This is a genomic window from Maritimibacter alexandrii, from assembly GCF_005871115.1.
GTDB lineage: Bacteria > Pseudomonadota > Alphaproteobacteria > Rhodobacterales > Rhodobacteraceae > Maritimibacter > Maritimibacter alkaliphilus.
The window spans coordinates 560,877-580,527 of the sequence record NZ_SWKQ01000009.1 but is presented as its reverse complement, the minus strand read 5'-3'; the positions used below and the strand labels follow the sequence as shown (position 1 = coordinate 580,527).

The window sequence follows — 19,651 nt, the reverse complement described above, 5'->3', positions numbered from 1 at the left end:
ATTGTATGTCTTGCGACCATGTCCGCGACGGCGCTGGATGATATCCAATTCAATGTCGAAGGCGGCGGAGCGTTGCAGAAGGACCTCGAGTCCGCGTCGCTCCTGCTGTCCGTTCAGGAAGAGGGGATCGACGATCCCCGTGATCTGCTCGCCACGTCGCTGGCGGAATACGAGCGGCTTCTGAACACGCTTTACGCCAACGGGCACTACGGCGGCGTCATCAACGTGCAGCTCGACGGGGTCGAAGCCGCCGCGATCCAGAATTTCAACGTGCCGAGCACGGTCCGCAGTATCACGGTCGATGTGCGTCCGGGTCAGCAGTTCCATTTCGGCAGCACCCAGATCACGCCGCTGGTGCAGGGCACGCAGAAGATCGACGAATTCCGCAACGGCGAGCCGGCCTATTCGACGGTCATTCAAAGCGCGGTGGAAAGCGCGGTGGACGATTGGCGTCACGCCGGCCGGGCCAAGGCGACCGTGCGCGATCAGGACCTGACCGCGAACCATCAGAACAAACTCATCAACGCACGTATCTGGATCGACCCAGGTCCGCTGGTCCGGTTCGGGCAGCTTCGCCACACGAATGCCTCGGCCGTCCGCACGAGCAAGATCGAACGGATCGCCGGACTGCCCGAGGGCGAAGTGTTCGATCCCGACGAGGCGGAAGCGGCGGCCAACCGTCTGCGCCGCACCGGGGCCTTTGCCTCGGTCGTGCTGCGGGAGGCCGAAACGCTGGGCCCGGGCAACACGATGGACATGCTGCTGACCACGGCGGACATGAAGCCGCGTCGGTTCGGGTTCGGGGCCGAACTCTCGTCGATCGAAGGGCTGGGGCTGTCGGCCTACTGGATGCACCGCAACCTCTTGGGCGGGGCCGAACGGTTCCGCGTCGATGCCGCGGTCAACGGCATCACGCCCGCGCTCAACAATCTCGACGTGGAACTCGACGCGCGTCTGGATATTCCGGCAGCCTTCGGCACCGACAACGACGCCTATGTCGAGGTGGCCGGGCTGTGGCTGCGCGAACCCTCCTACAACATCCTCGGGGCGGGGATCGAGGCAGGGGTGAAGCGCTACTTCAGCCCGAACCTCGAAGGCGAGATCGGCCTTGGCTTCGCTTATGCGCAGGTGACCGACAGCTTCGGCACGCGCAGTTTCACCACCGTCAAGGTTCCCGCCATGGTCGAATGGGACAAGCGGAACGACAGCCTGAACCCGACGCGGGGCTTTTACGTGCGTGCGGATGCCCAGCCGTTCTTCGATATCGGTCGGGGCGTTGGCGCTTGGGGCCTGCTCGATGCCCGCGTTTACCGTGGCTTCGGCGAAGACGACCGCTTCGTCCTCGCGGCGCGGGGACAGGTCGGCACCGTGGTCGGCCCGAACCCGTCGCAGACCCACCCTGATCTGCTGTTCTATTCGGGTGGCGGCGGCACGGTGCGCGGCCAGCCCTACCAATCGCTCAACTTCGCCTCCGGCACCGGCACGGTGGGGGGGCAGGCCTTCCTCGGCGGCCAGTTCGAGGTGCGCGTCAAGGCGACCGATACCATCGGTGTCGTCGGGTTCTTCGACGTGGGCTACCTTGGCGATACGGGGTTCTTCGGAGGCACGACCGCATGGCACTCCGGCGCGGGTCTGGGCGTGCGCTACAACACCGCGCTCGGTCCGATCCGGCTTGACGTCGGTTACCCCGTCACCGGCGGCGTCCGCTCGCCCAACCCGCTGCGCAACGTGCAGCTTTATGTCGGGATCGGGCACGCCTTCTGATGAAAAGATTTCTCGCCCTTCTCGCCACGCTCACCCTCATCGGCCTGCCCGCAGGGGCGCAGGACGACACGACCGAGGAAGAGGACAAGTCGATCCTCGAATCCTTCCTCGAAGAGAACCTGTCGTCCGAAGGGATGGAGGTGACCGTCAACGGTTTCTCCGGTGCCTTGTCGCGTGAGGCGACGATGCAGGAGATGACCTTTGCCGATGCGGAAGGCGTCTGGCTCAGGTTGGAGGACGTGGCGCTCAACTGGAACCGGGCCGCCGTGCTGCGCGGGCGGATCGAGGTGCGCGAGTTGTCGGCGGGGCTTATCGAACTGGCGCGCCTGCCCGCGGGCGGCTCATCCGGCCCTTCGGCGGAAGCGTCGGATTTCACGCTGCCGGACCTGCCCGTTTCGATCGACATAGGCCTGATCGACGCCGAACGCCTCGTCCTCGGCGCGCCGGTGTTGGGCGAACGCATCGAAATGACGCTCGAAGGCTCGGCCAATCTCGCCGACGGCGAGGGGGCGGTCGATGTGGCGCTGTCCCGCACCGACGGCGAATTGGGCGAGCTGACCCTCGCCGGGTCTTATTCAAACACCTCCAAGGTCCTTGCCGTGAACCTTCGGCTCGAAGAAGGGCAAGGGGGCATCGTCGCGAACCTCGCCAGCCTGCCGGGCGAGCCTGCACTGTCGGTGCGGGTCGAAGGCGAGGATCGGCTCGACGATTTCACGGCGAACATCGTGCTCGCGACCGACGGCCAGAACCGGTTGGCCGGGCAGGTGCGCGCAGCCGCCGTTGTCGATGGTGAAGGCGACGCTCAAAAGACCCAGTTGCAGATCGAAGCCGATCTGGCCGGTGACCTGCGCCCCCTATTCGAAGAGCAGTATCAGGCGTTCTTCGGGGGGGAGAGCGTGCTGCACCTCGACGCGACCCGGTTCCAGAACAAGTCGATCCGGGTGGCGGATCTGTTCCTCAAGACCGAGGCCCTGGAACTGCGTGGCGACGCGCTGGTATCGGCGAAAGGCTGGCCGCAGAATGCGCAGATCACCGGCACGCTGGCCAATGCGGACGGATCGCCCGTGGTGCTTCCCATTGCAGGGCCGGAGACGCGGATCGGGTCCGCCGAGATCGAATTCGACTATGACGCCCTGCGTGGCGAAGGCTGGGTCGGTGCCATCGAGCTGGAAGGTTTCGCGCGCGAAGACATGGCGCTCGCCGCACTCAACGTGTCGGGAGCGGGAAAACTGCGCTCCGGCGGGGGCGACACCATTCCCAGCGTGGGCGGGCGTGTCGTCATATCTGCGGACGGGATCGACCTTGGGGACGAGCCGCTGAATGCCGCCGTGGGCGAGCGCATCACCGGCAACCTGATTTTCGCCAAGGCCGACAACACGCCCTTTCGGTTCACCGACGTGGATATCTCGGGCGAGGATTACGGCCTGACCGGCGACGTGACCCTGCGGACCGAGGTCGAACAGCTCGACCTCGTTTCCGAACTCGACCTGAGGCTCGAAGCCGAGCGGCTGGCCCGCTTCGCCCAGATTTCCGGTCAAGACCTCAAGGGCGCGGCGTCGCTGTCGATCAAGGGGTCCGTCGCCGTACCGGATGGGCCGTTCGACCTTGAAATCGACGGCGCGACCCAAGACCTTTCCGTGGGGATCGCCCAAGTCGACAGCCTCTTGGCGGGGGAAAGCCGGATTTCCATCGCGGCGGACCGGAACCAGCAGCGCACGGCCATCAACCGTTTGACCATCGCCGGGCCGGGCATCACGGCTTCGGCCATGGGCGAGTTGCGGACCAATGGCAGCAGTCTGGATGCGCAGATCGAATTGCCGGATGCGTCCCGGCTGGATGAACGGCTCTCGGGTCGGCTTGCGCTGAACGCCACGGCGGTTCAGGTGCGCGACGACTGGACGGTCGAGGCGACGGCGACAGGCCCCGGTGGCTTGGACGCGGACATCACCGGAACCGGCACCATCGCAGACGGTGCCATCGGCCCGGTTCAGGCAACGCTCGTCGCGGCGCTCGACAGTATCGCCCCCTATTCCGGCCTTGCCGGAACCGATCTGGGCGGGGCGGTCGATCTGACCGCCTCGGTGGATGCGGACCTGACCACCATGGCGGTCGCGCTCACCGGGTCTTTGCAGGGCCAGAATCTGTCGTTTCGCGTGGGGGACACCGATCAGTCCTTCGCGGGCGCAAGCGAGCTGGTGTTCGACGTGAGCCGGGATGCGGCGGGCGCGCTCGCCGCCGACGTCACCGCGCGTGGCCCCGGGGGGCTGATCGCGGATATCGAAGGCACCGGCGCGATGGTCGATGGCAAGATCGGCCCGGTCGCGGCGACGGTGAATGCCTCGGCCAATTCCATTGCGCCCTATTCGGGCCTCGCAGGCCGCGATCTGGCGGGGTCGATCGACCTGTCCGCCAATGTCGAGGCGGACCTGACCACCATGGCCGTCTCGCTCGACGGCAGTTTGCAGGGCCGGGATCTGTCGTTCAGCGCGGGCGAGGTGGACCAGCTTCTTGCCGGTGGCAGCGAGGTCGTGTTCGACGTCCGGCGCGACGAGGCGGGCAAGATCTTCGTCGACAGGCTGACGGCGAACACGCCGCAGGTCAGCCTGACCGCCGACGGCACGTCGGAAGGGGGCCAGAGCCGTGTGAACTTCGACGCGCGCTTGGCCGATGTCGGGCTTTTCGTGCCCGAGTTCCCCGGCGCCTTCTCGGCAAGCGGCACGGCTGTCCTGACCGGCGACGATTACCGCGTCGATATCTCGGGCCAAGGGCCGGGCGGGATCACCGTGAACGTGGCGGGCAGCCTTGCCAGCACGATGGACAACGCGAACCTGTCGATCGACGGCACCGTGCCACTCGCCCTCGCCAATGCCTTCACCGGACAGAACCGCGTCGACGGCACCGCGAGCGTGAATGTGAACCTCAACGGCCCGCTTGCGCTGACCTCGCTTTCCGGCACCGTGCGCACGACGAACGCCCGCGTGGCGGTGCCCAGCCTGCGGGTTTCGCTCGATCCGATTCAGGCCAACGTCAATCTCGGGAACGGGCGTGCCCGGCTCGAAGTCGGGGCGGCCGTATCATCGGGCGGGCGGATCGAGATTGCCGGGCCGATCACGTTGGAACCGCCGTTCAACGGCGATCTCGTCATCCGGCTTCAGAATGTCGGGCTGACCGATCCATCCCTCTACGACACGCAGATCAACGGCCAGTTGACGGTGAGCGGCCCGTTGACGGGCGGTGCCCGGATCGCGGGAACCGTGCGCCCCGGCGTGGCCGAGATCCGCATTCCATCGTCCGGCTTCGGCGTCGCCGGGACCGTCGAGGGGCTGCGCCATGTCAACGAACCCGCCGCCGTCTATGCGACCCGCGTGCGGGCCGGACAGGTCGGCACGACCGCGAGCGGCAATTCGGCGGGCGGTCCCGCGTTCCCGCTCGACATCGTCGTGGATGCGCCGAACCAGGTCTTCATCCGTGGGCGCGGGCTGGACGCCGAAGTCGGCGGGCGTTTGCGCCTTACGGGCACCACGAACGACATCGTGCCTCAGGGCAGCCTGTCCCTGATCCGGGGGCGACTGTCCCTGCTCGGCAACCGCATCGAACTGACCGAGGCGCGCGCGACGCTCGAAGGCGATTTCGACCCCTTCATCGCGGTCACCGCCGAGACGACCGTGGACGATACCGCGATCCAGATTCGGATCGACGGACAGGCGACCGACCCCGAGATCACCTTTTCCTCGGTGCCCGATCTGCCGCAGGACGAGATCTTTTCGCGTCTGATCTTCGGGCGTTCGATTTCGGAAATCTCCGCGCTTCAAGCGCTCAGGCTCGCCAACGGGATCGCGACGCTGACCGGACGGTCCGGGGGCGGGGTGATCGGCAACCTCAGGCAGGGGTTCGGTCTGGCGGACCTCGACATCGGTCAGAACGACGACGGGGCGCTCGCGGTGCGGGCCGGGGCCTATATCTCGGAAAACATCTATACCGGCGTCGAAGTCGGGGCCGATGGCGAGGCCGAGGTGAACATTAACCTCGATCTGACCAAGAACCTGACGGCACGCGGCGCGGTGTCGAACAAGGGCGAAGCGTCCATCGGCATCTATTTCGAGCGCGACTACTGAAACGAAAGACGCCCCCCGGTGGCACGAGGGTTCGGAAGGAACCTCGGGCCTCGGGGGGCGCTTCGCTCACGGCGTACTGAAATGGCTTCTGAAATCGCCCTCTGAAATTCTTCCGCGCCGTGCGGCACGGTGCCGATGGTCGATTACCTGAAGCCCCACTGGTCCGGGTGTGCCCCCGGATCCCTTGGGTTTATCGTGGACTTTCAGTCTCAAGTTGTAACCCCCCTGAACAGGGGGGTTGCCGAGTCTCAGTTGGCGACACCGTAGAATTGGCCGGTGACGATGGCGTCGTTAGCGGTGCCGGTGATGGCCGATACGCCGCCGCTCGGGTTGATGTTGAACTGCGCCTCCCCCGTGACCACCCGGGCGTCGGAGCCACGGAAGTCACCTTGAAGCCAGCTTCCCTGCGCGGTGCCGAACCCGGCCTGAAGCCGGTTGCGCACCCCGGTGTCGTCGTTGCGAAGCGTTCCGCCGATCGACACGAACATCGTCGATGCGGCGGTGGGTCCGAAGCCGGAGGTCAGAACCTGGTTGAGGGGCAGAAGCCCGGGCGCGTCGTCGCTGGAGAGTTGACCGGAATAGGTCACGCGCTGCCCGTTGACGGTGCCCGCGAATCCGCCGGCCGTCGCGGTGATCGGATCGGTCGACGAAAACGACGCTTCCATGATGAGACCCCCACGGATCGAACCGGATTGGGTCGTGCCGGATATGGTGTCGATCTGGATCTCGCCCTCATAGGTCGCCGACCCGAAGATCGGGACCGCTGCGGGGGTGAGCGCGTTGTTCGTCGCGAAGACGGTATCGAACTGCGCCTCGGTCGTTGTGTTGGTGTCGAAGTTGACCGTGGAGCAGGCCGACATGGCCGCACAGGCCAGCACGGCCACAAAGGGCCGCGCGAAACGTAAGTGATTCAAATGGAGTCTCCCAAAAAAGCAGATGCAGACCGGGCGAGATTAGCTTGCGAAAACTTCCTTGTCTCGCTGCAAAACACGTCATCCGAACGGATCAGGGCGTCTGGCGATCTGCCCACACCTCGACACTGGCGTCGGCTTCGGTCGACCGTCCGGTGATCGCCGAGGTGCCGCCGTTCGGCGCGATCCGGAACGTGCCGTCGCCCACCAGAGTGTCGCCCGTTCCACGGAAAACGCCATCGATCTGCGATCCCGCTTTCAACGTGTTTTCGACCCCGCTTGCGTCGTTGACGAGCGTGCCGCCAAGGTCGGCTGTGAACCAGCTTCCCGGACCGGGAGGATCGAAGATCGTGCCTGTCCGCCGCTCCGGGTTCATGTCGAGCGCGTAGAGATCGCTCAACGTGCCGGAATAGGTCACCGGCACTCCACCGATCTCTCCCGCAAAGCCTCCGGCGGCAACCTCCAGCGTTCCGGTGTATTCGTCGAAGGTGCCGTCGATCTGAAGCCGACCCCGGATCGATCCGTTCCGGGTCGTTCCGTCGGAGGTATAGATCTGAAGCTCCCCGACATAACGGGCGGTGGTGTCCTTGGGTGCGGTAGCGATGCCGATGAACGGGCTGTTTCGCGGCACCCAGATCGCGGCGAACTCCGCCTCGGTCGATGTGGTCGGGGCGAAAACAGGCAGGACACGGGGCGTCGTCGGGTCGGTCGTGCCCGGCGGGTTCTGAACCGACGCATCCACGACCGCGCATCCGGCGACGAGGGCCAGAACGGAAACGAGAAAACCAATGCGCGTCGGTCTGAAAATGCGTGGCAACCAATCCGGGGGCAAATCCCCATGCCCCCGGAGGTTAGCCTGTCACGCGGTGCGTGTCACTGTTCGGCGTAGAACTGGCCGCCGGTCGCGGCACCGAAACTTGCGCCGGTGATGGCCGAGGTTCCGCCGGTCGGCGTGATCGCCACACCGACAGCACCGGCCACGGCCTGACCGTCCGTGCCGTAGAAGTTCCCCATCAGGTTCGACCCCGGCTCGAACTTGTTCTCGACCCCGGTCGCGTCCTCGGTCAGCGTGCCGCCGAACGACAGTGCCATCGACGTGGTCTCGCCACCCCCGGCAATCGCAGGCAGGGCCGCGGTGCGGATTTCGTTGAAGGCCGAGCGGTCGGTCGACTGGTCATGCGTGAGCGTGCCGGAGAAGGTGGTCTGCTGCCCGTTGATCTCGCCCGCGAAATCCGTAGCCGACATGGTGAACGGCGTGGCCGAGGCGAAGTTCGCCGTCAGTTCGAGCGCACCGCGGATCGACCCGCTTTCCGAGCCGTTTTCCAGCGTCAGGATCTGCATCTCACCGTTGTAGGTCGCCGAGCCCGACAGGGGCGTGGTCGTCACGCCAAGCCCTGCGGCGGCCAGAAACGCTTCGTTGAATTCTTCGGGCGTCGCGCTGACGCCATTGTTGCCGAAACAGCCCGCCAACAGGGACGTAGCGGCCAGCGCCGCGCTGATGTGAATGAGTCTCATTGGTATACCCCTCCAGAAATGACTGGCTTCAAATGGGGGTGGGGGTTCCATTTTGGCAATCCCCCGGTTCTGGGGGTGTGGCCCCCGGTTTCAGGGGGTTTCGCGGCCCGCCACTTCGCGGCAAGATCGCAAAAAAGGGGATAGGGACAAACGTGCGCGTTTTCGCTCCGGTGCGGATTTTCCTTGCGGTCGGGCTGTTCGGTCTGGCGCTGGTCGTGGCCGCCGTTGTGCTGGCGACACGTCAGCCGTGGCTGGGGCTCGATCTCAGGCTCGACGACACGGGTCAGGCGGTCCTGATCGAGAAGAGCGAGGGACCAGCGGTCCTGATTTCCGAATGGTATCGGCTGGAAGGTGTCGAAGGCGAGGACGGGGTGCGCGTGCCGGTCGGCCCTACCACGATCATCGAAGAGCCGGACCAACTGTCGGACTTCGACACGCTCGACCGGTTCCGGGCCGAACAGGACGGGATCGCGCGCGCGATGCGTTCGGACCTGGTGACCCTCCATCTTGCGGCACCCGGCGACGTGACCCGCGAGGTGACGGTCACACCCCGTCCGCACCGCCCGATCTCGGACCTGCCCGCGATGTTCTGGGTGCAGGTCTTCGTCGGGCTCAGCGGTATCCTGATCGGCGGGTGGATCTGGTCCCTCGCGCCCGGTCGTAGGCCGCAGGCGTTCCTGATGCTGACCGGGGTCGGTTTGGCGCTGTCCTCGACGGCGGCGGCGATCTATTCGACCCGCGAACTTGCGCTTCCGGCGTCATATTTTCAGGTGTTGGGGCCGTTGAACCTGACGGGCTCTTTGACATTCGGGGCCGGGGTCATCGGCCTCTTCCTGAGTTACCCGGCACAGATCGGGCCAAGGTGGCTTGCCCTCGTGCAGGTCGGCGTGATCGCGGCGTGGCTTGTGGGGGCCTTCACGCGGGTCATTCCCGATTACACCTTCGCCTATCAGCTTCCCATCGCCACCGCGATGCTGGTGCTCGTGTTGCTGGTCGCGTTGCAGTTCCGGCGCGCGCGCAAGGCCAAAGATCTGCCCGCCCGCGCGGCCCTGCGCCTGTTCGGGCTGTCGGTTCTGATCGGGGCGGGCAGCTTCGTGGGCCTCGTCACCGTGCCTCAACTCCTCGGTCTCGAAGCACAGGTTTCCCAAGGCTATGCCTTCACGCTGTTCCTGATCTGCTACCTCGGCCTCGCCCTCGCCGTGCGGCGGCACCGGATCTTCAACCTCGATCAATGGGCGTTTCGCATCCTGTTCTTCGCCGTCGGCGCACTTTTCCTCGTCTGCCTCGACGCGGCCCTTATCTATGGCCTGTCGCTGGAACGCGCCCCTGCGCTGGGCATCGCGCTTTTCACCGTCGCCTTCTTCTACCTTCCCTTCCGCGAAGCCGTGTCGCGCCGCTTCGCAAGATGGCGCGGGCAGACCACGGTCGAGGCGTTTTTTCGCGATGTCTCCACGGTGGCGCTGACCAAAGACCCGCAGGAACAGGCCCTGCGCTGGGACGAACTGCTTCAGGCGATGTTCCAACCGCTCTTCATCGAAAGCGGGCCGAACGTCACCGAACACGCGGAGCTTGCCGGGGAGGGCGTCTTTCTCGTCCTGCCCGCGGTCGCCCCGCTTCCGTCCCGGCAACTCAAATGGGCCGCTGGCGGTCGGCGGTTGTTTTCTGACAGCGATGTGCAGAAGGCCGAAGAACTGGTCGATATCCTGTCCCAGCTTATCGAAAGCCGAAAGGCGTATGAAACGGGCGCCGCCGAAGAGCGGTCGCGCATCGCACGCGACATCCACGACAACATCGGCATCCAGCTTCTCGGCGCGCTGCATTCGCAAGATCCGAAGCGCAAGGACGTGCTGATCCGTGAAACGCTCGCCGATCTGCGTGAGATCATCGACAACCAGACCGGGCCGGGGCTGGACCTTGGCAATCTGATCGCGGACCTGCGCCTTGAACTGTCCGAAGTGCTCGAAGCGGCCGGGCTTTTGGTCAACTGGCCGCTTGGCGCGAACCTGACGGGCTACAATCTGAGCCCCCGGATCGCCCACGCCCTGCGGTCCGTCCTGCGCGAATGCGTCAACAACGCCATCCGCCACGCCGGTGCGCGCGAGGTGGGTGTCGGCTTCGACGTCCAGAAGGGCCATGTCCGCATCACGGTGACCGACGACGGCCGGGGGTTCGACCCGAAAGCGGACGTGTTCGGACAGGGGGTTCAGAACATGCTCGTGCGCGTGTCGGCGCTGGGCGGGCACCTCAAGGTCAGCCCCGCAGCCCCGGGAACCGAACGGCCGGGAACGCATATTCTGGTGGACCTGCCGCTCATGCGCGGCGCGATCGACGACGACGACGACGGCATGATGGAGGCTGCGCAATGAAACGCGCTCTGATCCTCGAAGACGTTCAGGAAACCCGCATCTGGCTGGGCGAGATCGCCTTGCGTGCCTTTCCCGACCTGACGATCACCGAAGCCGCCACCATCGCGGCCGCGCATGTGGCGCTTGACCGCGACCTGCCGGAGATTGCCCTCATCGACCTTGGGCTGCCCGACGGGTCCGGTCTGGAAATCCTGCGTAAACTCAAACAGAAATCCCCGACCAGCATCGCGGTCGTCACGACGATCATGGGGGATGACGTTTCGGTCGTTTCGGCGCTGTCCGCCGGGGCGGACGGGTATCTGCAAAAGGACCAGACGCAGGACCAGATGGTCGCCCAATTGCGCCAGATCAGCCACGGTATTCCCGCGCTGTCCCCTGCCGTGGCGCGCCGGATCATGGGGCATTTCTCGCGCACCGGGCCTGTGGCCAACGACGACGGGAAACTCACGGATCGGGAAACGGACGTGCTTGCCCTGATCTCACGTGGTTTGCGAAATGCCGAAGTCGCCCGCGAACTCGGCCTCGCGGAAAGCACCGTCGCGGGCTACATCAAGACGATCTATCGCAAGTTGGGGATCTCGTCGCGCGCGGAGGCCGCATGGCACGCGACCCGGCTGGGCCTGTCCGAGAACCGCCGGGGTTAGCCCACAAGCCCAAGATCACGGGCGATCATCGCCGCATGGGTCCGGTTCTTGGCGTCGAGTTTCCGTATGACGGCGCGCACGTGCATCTTCACCGTCACTTCCTTGATGTTGAAATCGTGCGCGATTTCCTTGTTCTGGAGGCCCTTGCAGACACCAGCCAGCACCTGCAACTCCCGGTCCGACAGTTTCTGCGCGACGACACTCGGATCGGGAAGAACGTCCTCGTTCAGGGTCGGAATCCTGAGGCCCGTATGCATCAGCGACAGCAGGTGGCCCATGGCCGCGCTCGGCATGTCGTCGGTCAGCACCGCGCCCGCCCCGTTCACGATACAGCGCCAGACGGTCGAGGGACTCGCCTTATGCGGGAGTACGATCGCCACCGGCTTGCCCCGGCTGCGCGAAATCGTCGAGAACGCCGACCTGAGGTTGGCCTCGCTGACAGAGGGGACGTGCAGGACGATGACGTCCAGTTCCTTACCATCCGTGCGAAGCCGTTGATCGGCCTGAAAACAATCGGAGACGCGATCCACGGAAACCTCGGCCCCACCGATGTGCGCCGTCGCAATTTTATCTGTAATGCTTGCCAAGTCGCTGGCGACCAAAACCTTCACCAACTGTCCCCTTTCGCACGTTGGTTCGCGCGACCGCTCTTCCCAGTCCAAGCAGGCATTACACAACTGCTGGTTAGCCAAAACCTATCAATAAGGATAAATCGTCGCGCTTTTCCTCAAAACCTGAAGAATTTCGAAGTTTCCTGTTCCGCAAAATGCGGGCCTGCGCGGAATCGAAAAAACCCTGTGTTTAAATAATGTTAGGAAGGGTAAGGTTTTCCTTACCCTACGGCAGTCCCGTCTTGCGCGTCAGAGAATCAACCGCTCGACCGCCCACCAAAGGCCCATCAGGCCGATGAGAACGGACGCGGGCACGACGATGCGCTGGCGATACCAGGGCCTTGCGCCGAACCAGACGGTAATCGAGAAAAAGGCGGTCGTGACGATTGCGATCTGGCCCAGTTCGACGCCGATGTTGAACGCGATCAGACTGGCGAGGAAATACGCGGGCGACAGCCCGATCTCGCCCAGCACCGAGGCGAAGCCGAGGCCGTGCAACAGGCCGAAGCCAAACACAACCATAAGGCGCATTCTGGATAATTTCGGTCGGAGGATGTTTTCGACCGCGACATAAGCAATCGACAGGGCGATCAGGGGTTCCACGATGCTTGCGGGCACCGAAACGACACCAAGGCTCGCCAGAGCGAGCGTAATCGTATGGGCGACGGTAAACGCCGTGATCTGATACAACAGCGGCCGCACTTCGCGTGAAAAGAAAAACAGGCCGAGCACGAAAAGAATATGGTCGAGGCCCTTGGGCAGAATATGCGTGAAGCCGAGCCAGACGTAATTCGCGAAACTGGCAAGTCCGGTGATTTCGACCGTCCCGGTCCGGGGCATCGGCGCCGACATCTGTCCGGGGCCGAGAAAAGCCGAATACGCCTCCTGACCTTCCGGGAGATCCTGAACGATCTGGCGCAGGATGATCGGGCCGTATTGCGCGTCCCATCCCACCGTCACGTCGCTCCCATCGTCCGGCAGGGTGGCGCGCAGGATCACTCGGCTTTCCCGTGGCAACGCGTCGCTCACGGCCTCGGCCGTCGACGCCTCGACCAGTTCGGGCACGAGCATCGTGTCCCCGGCCTGCATCCGCACGCCGTCCGACAGGTCCGGCCAGGCGGCTTCCAGTCGTTGCGAGAACGCGTCGGGAGAAAGCGCGCGCAACGCGTCATAGGCATCTGCAAGAGGGGAATTGTTGGTGTCGGTCACCGATGACAGGTCGATCCCGGCCACCATCGCCTCGCCCTGAAGGATGATCGACATCTCGAGGCTGTCCTCGCCGATCTCGATATCCGCGATGGCGGGCGACATTTCGTGCGCCGTGGCCGGTGTCGACAGGGCCATCACGATAACGACAAGCCACATGCCAAGCGTTGACAGTGGCCGCCATGCTGCCACCCTGCACCCCCGACCCAATAATGGATGCCCCATGCGCCTGCTCGCCTCTCTCGTCGCCTTCTTGTTCTTCGTCCCGGCCGCCACGGCCCACGAATTCTGGATCGAGCCTGAAACCTATACGGTCGACCCGGGCGATCCGATCATCGCGGAACTGCGGGTCGGACAGGATTTCAAGGGCGCGGCCCAAACCTATTTTCCCGACCGTTTCGCGCGGTTCGATGTGAAAATGGGGGAAAGCACCCGTGCTGTCGAGGGCCGTATCGGTGACAGGCCCGCGATGACCTTTGTCCCAGAGGGCGAGGGGCTTGCCGTCGTGATCCACGAAACCAAGGGCCATACCCTGCGATACAGCAGCCGCGACCTGTTCGAGAACTTCGTCGAGCACAAGGATCTGGGCGACGTGTTGGAGCGCCACGCGGCGCGCGGTCTGCCCGAACTCGAGTTTCGCGAGGCCTATACCCGCTATGCCAAATCCCTCGTCGCGGTCGGAGACGGGGCCGGCGCGGACACGGCCGTGGGCCTGCACACCGAAATCGTCGCGCTGACAAATCCCTATACCGACGATCTGTCGGACGGAGTCGGGGTGCGCGTGCTGCTGGATGGAAAACCGCGGGCCGATGCGCAGGTCGAAGTGTTCGCCCGCGACGGCGACGGGGACGTCACCCAGAGCTTCTATCGCACCGACGCGGCGGGCGAGACGGTCATTCCGGTCGGCCCCGCGACGGAGTACATGGTGGACGCGGTCGTCATGGAGGACACCGGCAACGACGACCCCGAAGCGGGGCCGGTCTGGCACTCGGCCTGGGCCAACCTGACGTTCCGCACCCCCTGAAGACCGAGCGGAGACGCGCAAAAGCGCGTCACAGGTTTTGCGCTGCCCCGCCTCTGGCGGGCCAGCGCGGTGGGGGGAGGCCAGCCTCCCCATCGCCGGTGGCAGGCCACCGTCGATTCCCCTCCGAGGTTTCCGGAAACGAAGAAGAGCGGACCCGTCAGCCGCCCGCGCGTGCGTAGAGTTTCATCGCGTAGGGCCCGATCTCGGCGACGTTCAGCTTCACGCCCTGTGCGTTCGGGTGGATGCCGTCGCGCTGGAAACCGTCGGTGCGCGACATCTCGCCCCGTCCCATCGCCTTGCCCATGCCCTGAAAGATGTAGGGCATGAAGATCATATCGGGGTGGCGCGCGGCGATACGGGGATACATCTCGTCGAAGGCGCCTTTGTACTCGGGGCCGAAATTCGCGGTGGCGCGGTAGCCCACCAGCATGACGGGCAGGTTTTTCGCCTTCACCTTCTGGATGATCTGTTCGAGGTTCGCTTCGATCGAATTGAGCGGTATGCCCCGCAGGAGATCGTTGCCGCCCAGCGCGATCATGACCGCGTCGACCTCATCCGTCAGGGACCAGTCCACGCGGTTCAACCCACCCCGCGTCGTGTCGCCCGAGACGCCCGCGTTTATGATCTTCACATCCGCGCCGCGAGCCTGCATCCAGCCCTCAAGCTGCGGCACCAGCCCGGCCTCCGCCGGAAGGCCGTAGCCCTGTGTCAGGCTGTCGCCCAATGCCAAAATCGTGACCTCTTCGGCGATGGCGGGCATGGCGAGGAAAGGGAATATCAACAAAGACTTGGATATGACCCGCCGCAGCCCATATCCCTTGGGCACGATCCGTGAAAAGGCTTTCCGCATGACCGACCCCGTTCTTGACCTGACCGATGCCAAGCTGAGCCTCATGGGCAATGCCGGGCCGGTCGATATCCTGCGTGGGATCACGCTTTCGGTCGCACGGGGGGAGACGTTGGGGCTGACGGGGCCAAGCGGTTCGGGCAAATCATCGCTCCTGATGTTGATGGGCGGGCTGGAGCGCGCGACCTCGGGCCGGGTGGCCGCCCTGGGCCAAGACCTCGGGCCGATGGATGAGGATGCGCTCGCCCGCTTTCGTCGGGATCATATGGGTGTCGTGTTCCAGTCATTCCACCTCATCCCGACGATGACGGCCATTGAAAATGTCGCGACCCCGCTGGAACTGGCGGGAACCCGCGATGCCTTCGACCGGGCCGAGGCGGAGCTGGAGGCGGTCGGGCTGGGACATCGAAGCGGGCACTACCCGTCGCAGATGTCGGGCGGCGAGCAACAGCGTGTGGCGCTGGCACGGGCCGCGGTCACGCGGCCCGAAATTTTGCTGGCCGACGAGCCTACGGGCAACCTCGACGGGGCCACCGGGCAGGCGATCATGGACCTGCTGTTCGGGCTGCGGGATCGCCACGGGTCGACGCTCGTCTTGGTCACCCATGCGCCGGAGTTGGCCGAACGCTGCGACCGGGTCATCGGATTGGCCGACGGGGTGCTGGCGTGAGCGTTGCGTGGCGTATCGCCCGACGGGAACTGCGTGGCGGCCTCACCGGCTTTCGTGTCTTTCTGGCCTGCCTCGCGCTGGGTGTCGCGGCGATTGCGGCGGTCGGATCGGTGCGCTCCGCCATTCAGGCGGGGATCGCCGAACAGGGGGCCGTGCTGCTGGGGGGCGATGCCTCGGTCCAATTGACCTATCGTCGGGCGTCTACGGACGATCTGGACTACCTCGCCAGCGTGGCGGACGAGGTGGGGGAAGTGATCGACTTCCGCTCGATGGCGCGGCTTCCGGGCGATGCAGATATGGCGCTGACGCAGGTCAAGGCGGTGGATGGGGTCTACCCGATCTATGGTCAGACCGTGCTGGACCCGGTGATGCCGCTGGACGAGGCGCTCGAGCTGCGGGACGGTTTGCCGGGCGCGGTCATGGCGCCGCTTCTGGTGGAACGGTTGCAGATCGCGCCCGGCGACACTTTTTTCCTCGGCGCGCAGGAATTCCGGCTGTCGGCGCGGCTCATGTCATTCCCCGACGATGGCTCCGGCGGGTTCGATTTCGGGCCGCCCACTTTGGTTCATATCGACGGGCTGGCGAACTCAGGGCTCATCACCGAAGGCACGCTGTTCAACTCGGAATACCGGATGCGGTTGCCCGACGGGACCGACCTATCCGCGCTGGAAGCACAGACGATGCAGGCGATGGCGGGGTCCGCCCCGCGCTGGTCCGACGCCCGCAACGGCGCGCCGGGGGTGAGCGAATTCGTCGACCGGCTGGGCAGTTTCCTCGTGCTGGTCGGGCTTGCCGGGCTGGCCGTGGGCGGTGTGGGGATTTCGGCGGCGGTGCGTAGTTATCTGGACGAAAAGACCGAGGTGATCGCGACGCTCAAGACGCTGGGGGCCGGGCGCCGCACGATCTTTGCCGTCTATGCGTTTCAGATCGGGGTGCTCGCGGTGATCGGAATCGTGCTGGGGCTGATCCTTGGTGGGCTCCTCCCCATCGTCTTCGGTCCGATCATCTCGGCGGCTCTTCCCATCCCCGCCGACATCACGATCCGCCCCGGACCCTTGGCCGAAGCGGCCCTTTACGGCGTGATCGCGGCGGCGCTGTTCACGCTCTGGCCGCTGGCCAAGTCTGAAAACGTGCGCGCCGCGGCGTTGTTTCGGGATGGTGGCACACCGGAGGGTTGGCCGCGCCCGGTCTATGTGCTGTCCACCGGCGTCCTCCTCGCCCTGCTCGTGGGGGCGGCGACGTGGTTTTCGGGCATGGAGCGGATCGCGCTCTGGTCCGCTTTCGGCATCTTCGTGGCGTTTCTGCTGCTCGTGGGCGCTGGCCGTGCGGTGAAGGGGCTTTCGCGTCGGCTGGCCCGCACACGCGCGCTGCGCGGGCGGCCGATGCTGCGCATGGCGCTGGCGTCGGTCGGCGGGCCGGGGAACGAGGCGGCCTCGGTGGTGCTGTCGCTGGGGCTTGGTCTTTCGGTTCTCGCCGCCGTGGGGCAGGTGGACACCAATCTGCGCGGCGCGATCCAGCGCGAACTGCCGGACATCGCGCCGAGTTTCTTCGTCGTCGACATCCAGCCCGACCAGATCGACGCGGTGCGCGACCGGGTGACGAACGATCCGAAGGTCAGTCGGATGGACGCGGCCCCGATGTTGCGGGGGATCATCACGCAGATCAACGGGCGCGACGCGAAGGAGGTCGCGGGCGATCACTGGATCGTCGAGGGCGACCGGGGCGTGACCTATTCCGCCGCCTTGCCGGACCGGACCAAGATCACGGCAGGCGAATGGTGGGCCGAGGATTACGCAGGCGACCCGCTTATCAGTTTCGTGGCCGAAGAGGCCGAGGAAATCGGGCTCGAGATCGGCGACACGATGACGATCAACATTCTGGGGCGGGAAATCACCGGAACGCTCGCCAGTTTCCGGGACGTGGATTTTTCATCCGCCGCGATGAACTTCACCATCGCCATGAACCCCGCCGCGCTTTCCGGTGCACCGCACAGCTGGCTCGCCACCATCTATGCCGAGGACGACGCCGAGGCGGCACTCATGCGCGATATCACCCGGACCTATCCCAACATCACCATGATCTCGGTCAGCGATGCGATCGGCCGGGCGACCGAGTTGCTGGGCACCATCGCCGCTGCGATCACCTATGGTGCATTGGTCACGCTCGCCACGGGTGCGGTCGTGCTGATCGGCGCGGCGGCGGCGGGCGAACGCGCGCGGACCTATGAGGCGGCGGTGCTGAAGACGCTGGGCGCGCCGCGCGGACGCATCCTTGCCGAGTTCGCCTTGCGCTCGGCCATCCTCGGCGGGGCGGCCGGGATCGTCGCGGTGTTCGCGGGGGGGCTGGCGGGTTGGGCGATCTCGACCTTCGTGATGGACACGACGTTCGTGTTCGAGCCGGTCTCGGCTGCCGCCATCGTGATCGGCGGCGTGGTCGTCACGCTGCTCGCCGGGCTGGCGTTCGCGTGGCGGCCGCTTTCGGCCCGGCCCGCGCGGGTGCTCAGGGCGCGGGAGTAGGGGGCGGCTCTTTCTTGCGGTGGAGCGGTCTTGCGTCCTCGCCCGCATACCAATCCTCGTCCCGCGTCATCCACATGGTGGCAGCCAGCGCGATAAAGGCCAGCGTTGAGCCCGCGATCAGCGCATAGTCGGTGGATTGCAGGATCAGGTAGAGCACGGCGTAGAGCACCACCAGCATGACGAAGAGCACGCTGGTGCGCGCACCGAGTTTCAGCCCGAACCAGCCGAACATGGTGATGAGGATGATCGTCGCGGCGGAGGACAGCAGATAGGCTGTGCCGAACCCGATCTGTTCGGCATAGGCGACCATCAGCAGCACGAAGGTCGTCTGACTGAGCCCGATCAGGATGTATTGCACCGGATGCGCGGGCCGCGTGGTATGGCGGTCGATCAGAAGCACGGTCAGGAAGGTCAGCGCGATGAACAGGATGCCGTATTTCGCCGCGCGAAACGCCTTTTGGTAAAAATCGTTGGGCTCGTAGTAATCGACGCCGAACGCCATCTGGTTGCGCATGGCGTCGGTATAATCCTCGCGGCTCAGTTGCGGCAGGGTGCGCGCGAGGTGCGGAATCGTCCATGTCGCCTCGAACCCGTCATCTGTGATGGTTGAGCCGTCGGGCAGAAAGCCCCCGGTGAAACTCGGGTGCGGCCAGTCCGAGGCGAGCGTGACGGCGGTCTGCCGTCCCACCGGCGCGATCTTCAGCGTCTGCGCCCCATTGAGGCCCAGACGCTTCGAAAACGCCTCCATCCCCCGTGGATCGCCCAGATCGGCTGTGATCCCGGCGCTGTTGCCCGCGGATGCGAGCGGTTCGATTGCCACGTCTTCGCCGTCCACGGTCAGCTCGGCCACCCCGCGCAGGGCGGCGTTGGAGCTGATGTTGAGGATAAGGTAGGCTGCATCCCATCGGATCACCTCCTGCCCGCGCGCTTGGGCTTCGATCTGATCGGTCGGAAAATCGAACGCCATATCGACGTCCGCGCGATAGACCGGCACGTTGAAGATACCGCGATGGCGCATCTCGGTCGTGGTGTCGATGGTCACGTCGAAGCGGTCGGGATTCACGTAGATCGAGCTGCGCCACACGGTTTCGCGCTTGGTCACGCTTTGCAGCACCGGGTTGCCGTTGCCATCGGTCTGAATGTTGCCGGTCGCAGGGTCCGTCACCTGCTCCTGCACCACCCGGTCGACAGTTTCCTGCACCGGGACGACGAGGATCGGGCCGGATATCACCTGCGCGCCGCCCCATTCGCGACCGACCTCGACCATGGCGTCGCGGGAATAGTTCTTGCGCGAATTGATGACCTCGGAGGCGAGGATCAGGGGAATGACCATAAGGATGGTCAGAATGCCGACGATGAGAAACCGAAAGCCCAGTGAACGCCGCATGAAAGTCCTCCCTGAATGGGCGCGATCATGCGGCGGAACGACGGGGTGCGCAATGTTCTTGGGCGGTTGGGCGGT

14 protein-coding genes are annotated in these 19,651 nt (G+C 65.2%); 7 read left to right on the top strand and 7 right to left on the bottom strand.

The genetic code is table 11. The features are described 5' to 3' along the window. Positions 1 to 18 precede the first annotated feature (18 nt). Positions 19 to 1,764, top strand: a complete 1,746-nt coding sequence (locus tag FCT00_RS03650) for an autotransporter assembly complex protein TamA (RefSeq protein ID WP_171042873.1) — start codon at positions 19 to 21, stop codon at positions 1,762 to 1,764. Then, positions 1,764 to 5,879: a translocation/assembly module TamB domain-containing protein gene (locus FCT00_RS03645; RefSeq protein ID WP_138421881.1), complete on the top strand. Its 4,116-nt coding sequence runs from the start codon at positions 1,764 to 1,766 to the stop codon at positions 5,877 to 5,879. Before FCT00_RS03650 ends, FCT00_RS03645 begins: the two co-directional genes overlap by 1 nt. A 248-nt stretch (positions 5,880 to 6,127) precedes the next feature. On the opposite strand, the gene FCT00_RS03640 is transcribed toward FCT00_RS03645, so the two are convergent. From FCT00_RS03640 to FCT00_RS03630, 3 genes are all read right to left on the bottom strand, one after another. Then, positions 6,128 to 6,793 (bottom strand): hypothetical protein, encoded by a 666-nt coding sequence (locus FCT00_RS03640; RefSeq protein WP_138421880.1) that lies wholly within the window; start codon positions 6,791 to 6,793, stop codon positions 6,128 to 6,130. A gap of 91 nt (positions 6,794 to 6,884) precedes the next feature. Beyond that, positions 6,885 to 7,532: a hypothetical protein gene (locus FCT00_RS03635; protein ID WP_138421879.1), complete on the bottom strand. Its 648-nt coding sequence runs from the start codon at positions 7,530 to 7,532 to the stop codon at positions 6,885 to 6,887. Positions 7,533 to 7,663: 131 nt separating this feature from the next. Beyond that, the gene (locus FCT00_RS03630; RefSeq protein WP_138421878.1) at positions 7,664 to 8,305 is read right to left on the bottom strand and encodes a hypothetical protein; all 642 of its coding nucleotides are present in this window, start codon (positions 8,303 to 8,305) and stop codon (positions 7,664 to 7,666) included. Between the two features lie 152 nt (positions 8,306 to 8,457). Between FCT00_RS03630 and FCT00_RS03625 the strand changes: the two genes are divergently transcribed. Beyond that, complete coding sequence (locus FCT00_RS03625) at positions 8,458 to 10,671, top strand: sensor histidine kinase (RefSeq protein ID WP_138421877.1); 2,214 nt, start codon at positions 8,458 to 8,460, stop codon at positions 10,669 to 10,671. After that, complete coding sequence (locus FCT00_RS03620; RefSeq protein WP_008333850.1) at positions 10,668 to 11,315, top strand: LuxR C-terminal-related transcriptional regulator; 648 nt, start codon at positions 10,668 to 10,670, stop codon at positions 11,313 to 11,315. Before FCT00_RS03625 ends, FCT00_RS03620 begins: the two co-directional genes overlap by 4 nt. Here FCT00_RS03620 and FCT00_RS21585 read toward each other — a convergent pair. Both FCT00_RS21585 and FCT00_RS03610 read right to left on the bottom strand, forming a co-directional pair. Beyond that, positions 11,312 to 11,845 carry a helix-turn-helix transcriptional regulator gene (locus tag FCT00_RS21585; RefSeq protein WP_212747992.1) on the bottom strand — a complete coding sequence of 178 codons (534 nt, stop codon included), beginning with the start codon at positions 11,843 to 11,845 and terminating at the stop codon, positions 11,312 to 11,314. The two genes, FCT00_RS03620 and FCT00_RS21585, sit on opposite strands and share 4 nt — an antisense overlap. 330 nt (positions 11,846 to 12,175) lie before the next feature. Next, a complete protein-coding gene (locus FCT00_RS03610; protein WP_138421876.1) occupies positions 12,176 to 13,291 on the bottom strand; it encodes a HupE/UreJ family protein in 1,116 nt (371 codons plus the stop codon). Between the two features lie 64 nt (positions 13,292 to 13,355). Between FCT00_RS03610 and FCT00_RS03605 the strand changes: the two genes are divergently transcribed. Then, a complete protein-coding gene (locus tag FCT00_RS03605) occupies positions 13,356 to 14,156 on the top strand; it encodes a DUF4198 domain-containing protein (RefSeq protein WP_138421875.1) in 801 nt (266 codons plus the stop codon). A gap of 157 nt (positions 14,157 to 14,313) precedes the next feature. Here the strand turns inward: FCT00_RS03605 and FCT00_RS03600 are convergent, their stop codons facing one another. Then, positions 14,314 to 14,916: an arylesterase gene (locus FCT00_RS03600; protein WP_138421874.1), complete on the bottom strand. Its 603-nt coding sequence runs from the start codon at positions 14,914 to 14,916 to the stop codon at positions 14,314 to 14,316. An 88-nt stretch (positions 14,917 to 15,004) separates the two neighbouring features. On the opposite strand from FCT00_RS03600, the gene FCT00_RS03595 reads away from it, so the two are divergent. After that, complete coding sequence (locus tag FCT00_RS03595; RefSeq protein ID WP_040885122.1) at positions 15,005 to 15,673, top strand: ABC transporter ATP-binding protein; 669 nt, start codon at positions 15,005 to 15,007, stop codon at positions 15,671 to 15,673. Then, complete coding sequence (locus FCT00_RS03590) at positions 15,670 to 18,189, top strand: ABC transporter permease (protein ID WP_138421873.1); 2,520 nt, start codon at positions 15,670 to 15,672, stop codon at positions 18,187 to 18,189. The genes FCT00_RS03595 and FCT00_RS03590 overlap by 4 nt, the downstream gene beginning before the upstream one ends. On the opposite strand, the gene creD is transcribed toward FCT00_RS03590, so the two are convergent. Further along, positions 18,173 to 19,576, bottom strand: a complete 1,404-nt coding sequence (gene creD, locus FCT00_RS03585; RefSeq protein WP_138421872.1) for a cell envelope integrity protein CreD — start codon at positions 19,574 to 19,576, stop codon at positions 18,173 to 18,175. The two genes, FCT00_RS03590 and creD, sit on opposite strands and share 17 nt — an antisense overlap. Positions 19,577 to 19,651 lie beyond the last annotated feature (75 nt).

What these genes read in the sequence shown, in the direction of transcription:
- FCT00_RS03650 (WP_171042873.1), top strand. Translation starts at nt 19, where the DNA reads ATGTCCGCGACGGCGCTGGATGATATCCAATTCAATGTCGAAGGCGGC.
- FCT00_RS03645 (WP_138421881.1), top strand. Translation starts at nt 1,764, where the DNA reads ATGAAAAGATTTCTCGCCCTTCTCGCCACGCTCACCCTCATCGGCCTG.
- FCT00_RS03630 (WP_138421878.1), bottom strand. Translation starts at nt 8,305, where the DNA reads ATGAGACTCATTCACATCAGCGCGGCGCTGGCCGCTACGTCCCTGTTG.
- FCT00_RS03620 (WP_008333850.1), top strand. Translation starts at nt 10,668, where the DNA reads ATGAAACGCGCTCTGATCCTCGAAGACGTTCAGGAAACCCGCATCTGG.
- FCT00_RS03610 (WP_138421876.1), bottom strand. Translation starts at nt 13,291, where the DNA reads ATGTGGCTTGTCGTTATCGTGATGGCCCTGTCGACACCGGCCACGGCG.
- FCT00_RS03605 (WP_138421875.1), top strand. Translation starts at nt 13,356, where the DNA reads ATGCGCCTGCTCGCCTCTCTCGTCGCCTTCTTGTTCTTCGTCCCGGCC.
- FCT00_RS03600 (WP_138421874.1), bottom strand. Translation starts at nt 14,916, where the DNA reads ATGCCCGCCATCGCCGAAGAGGTCACGATTTTGGCATTGGGCGACAGC.
- FCT00_RS03595 (WP_040885122.1), top strand. Translation starts at nt 15,005, where the DNA reads ATGACCGACCCCGTTCTTGACCTGACCGATGCCAAGCTGAGCCTCATG.
- creD (WP_138421872.1), bottom strand. Translation starts at nt 19,576, where the DNA reads ATGCGGCGTTCACTGGGCTTTCGGTTTCTCATCGTCGGCATTCTGACC.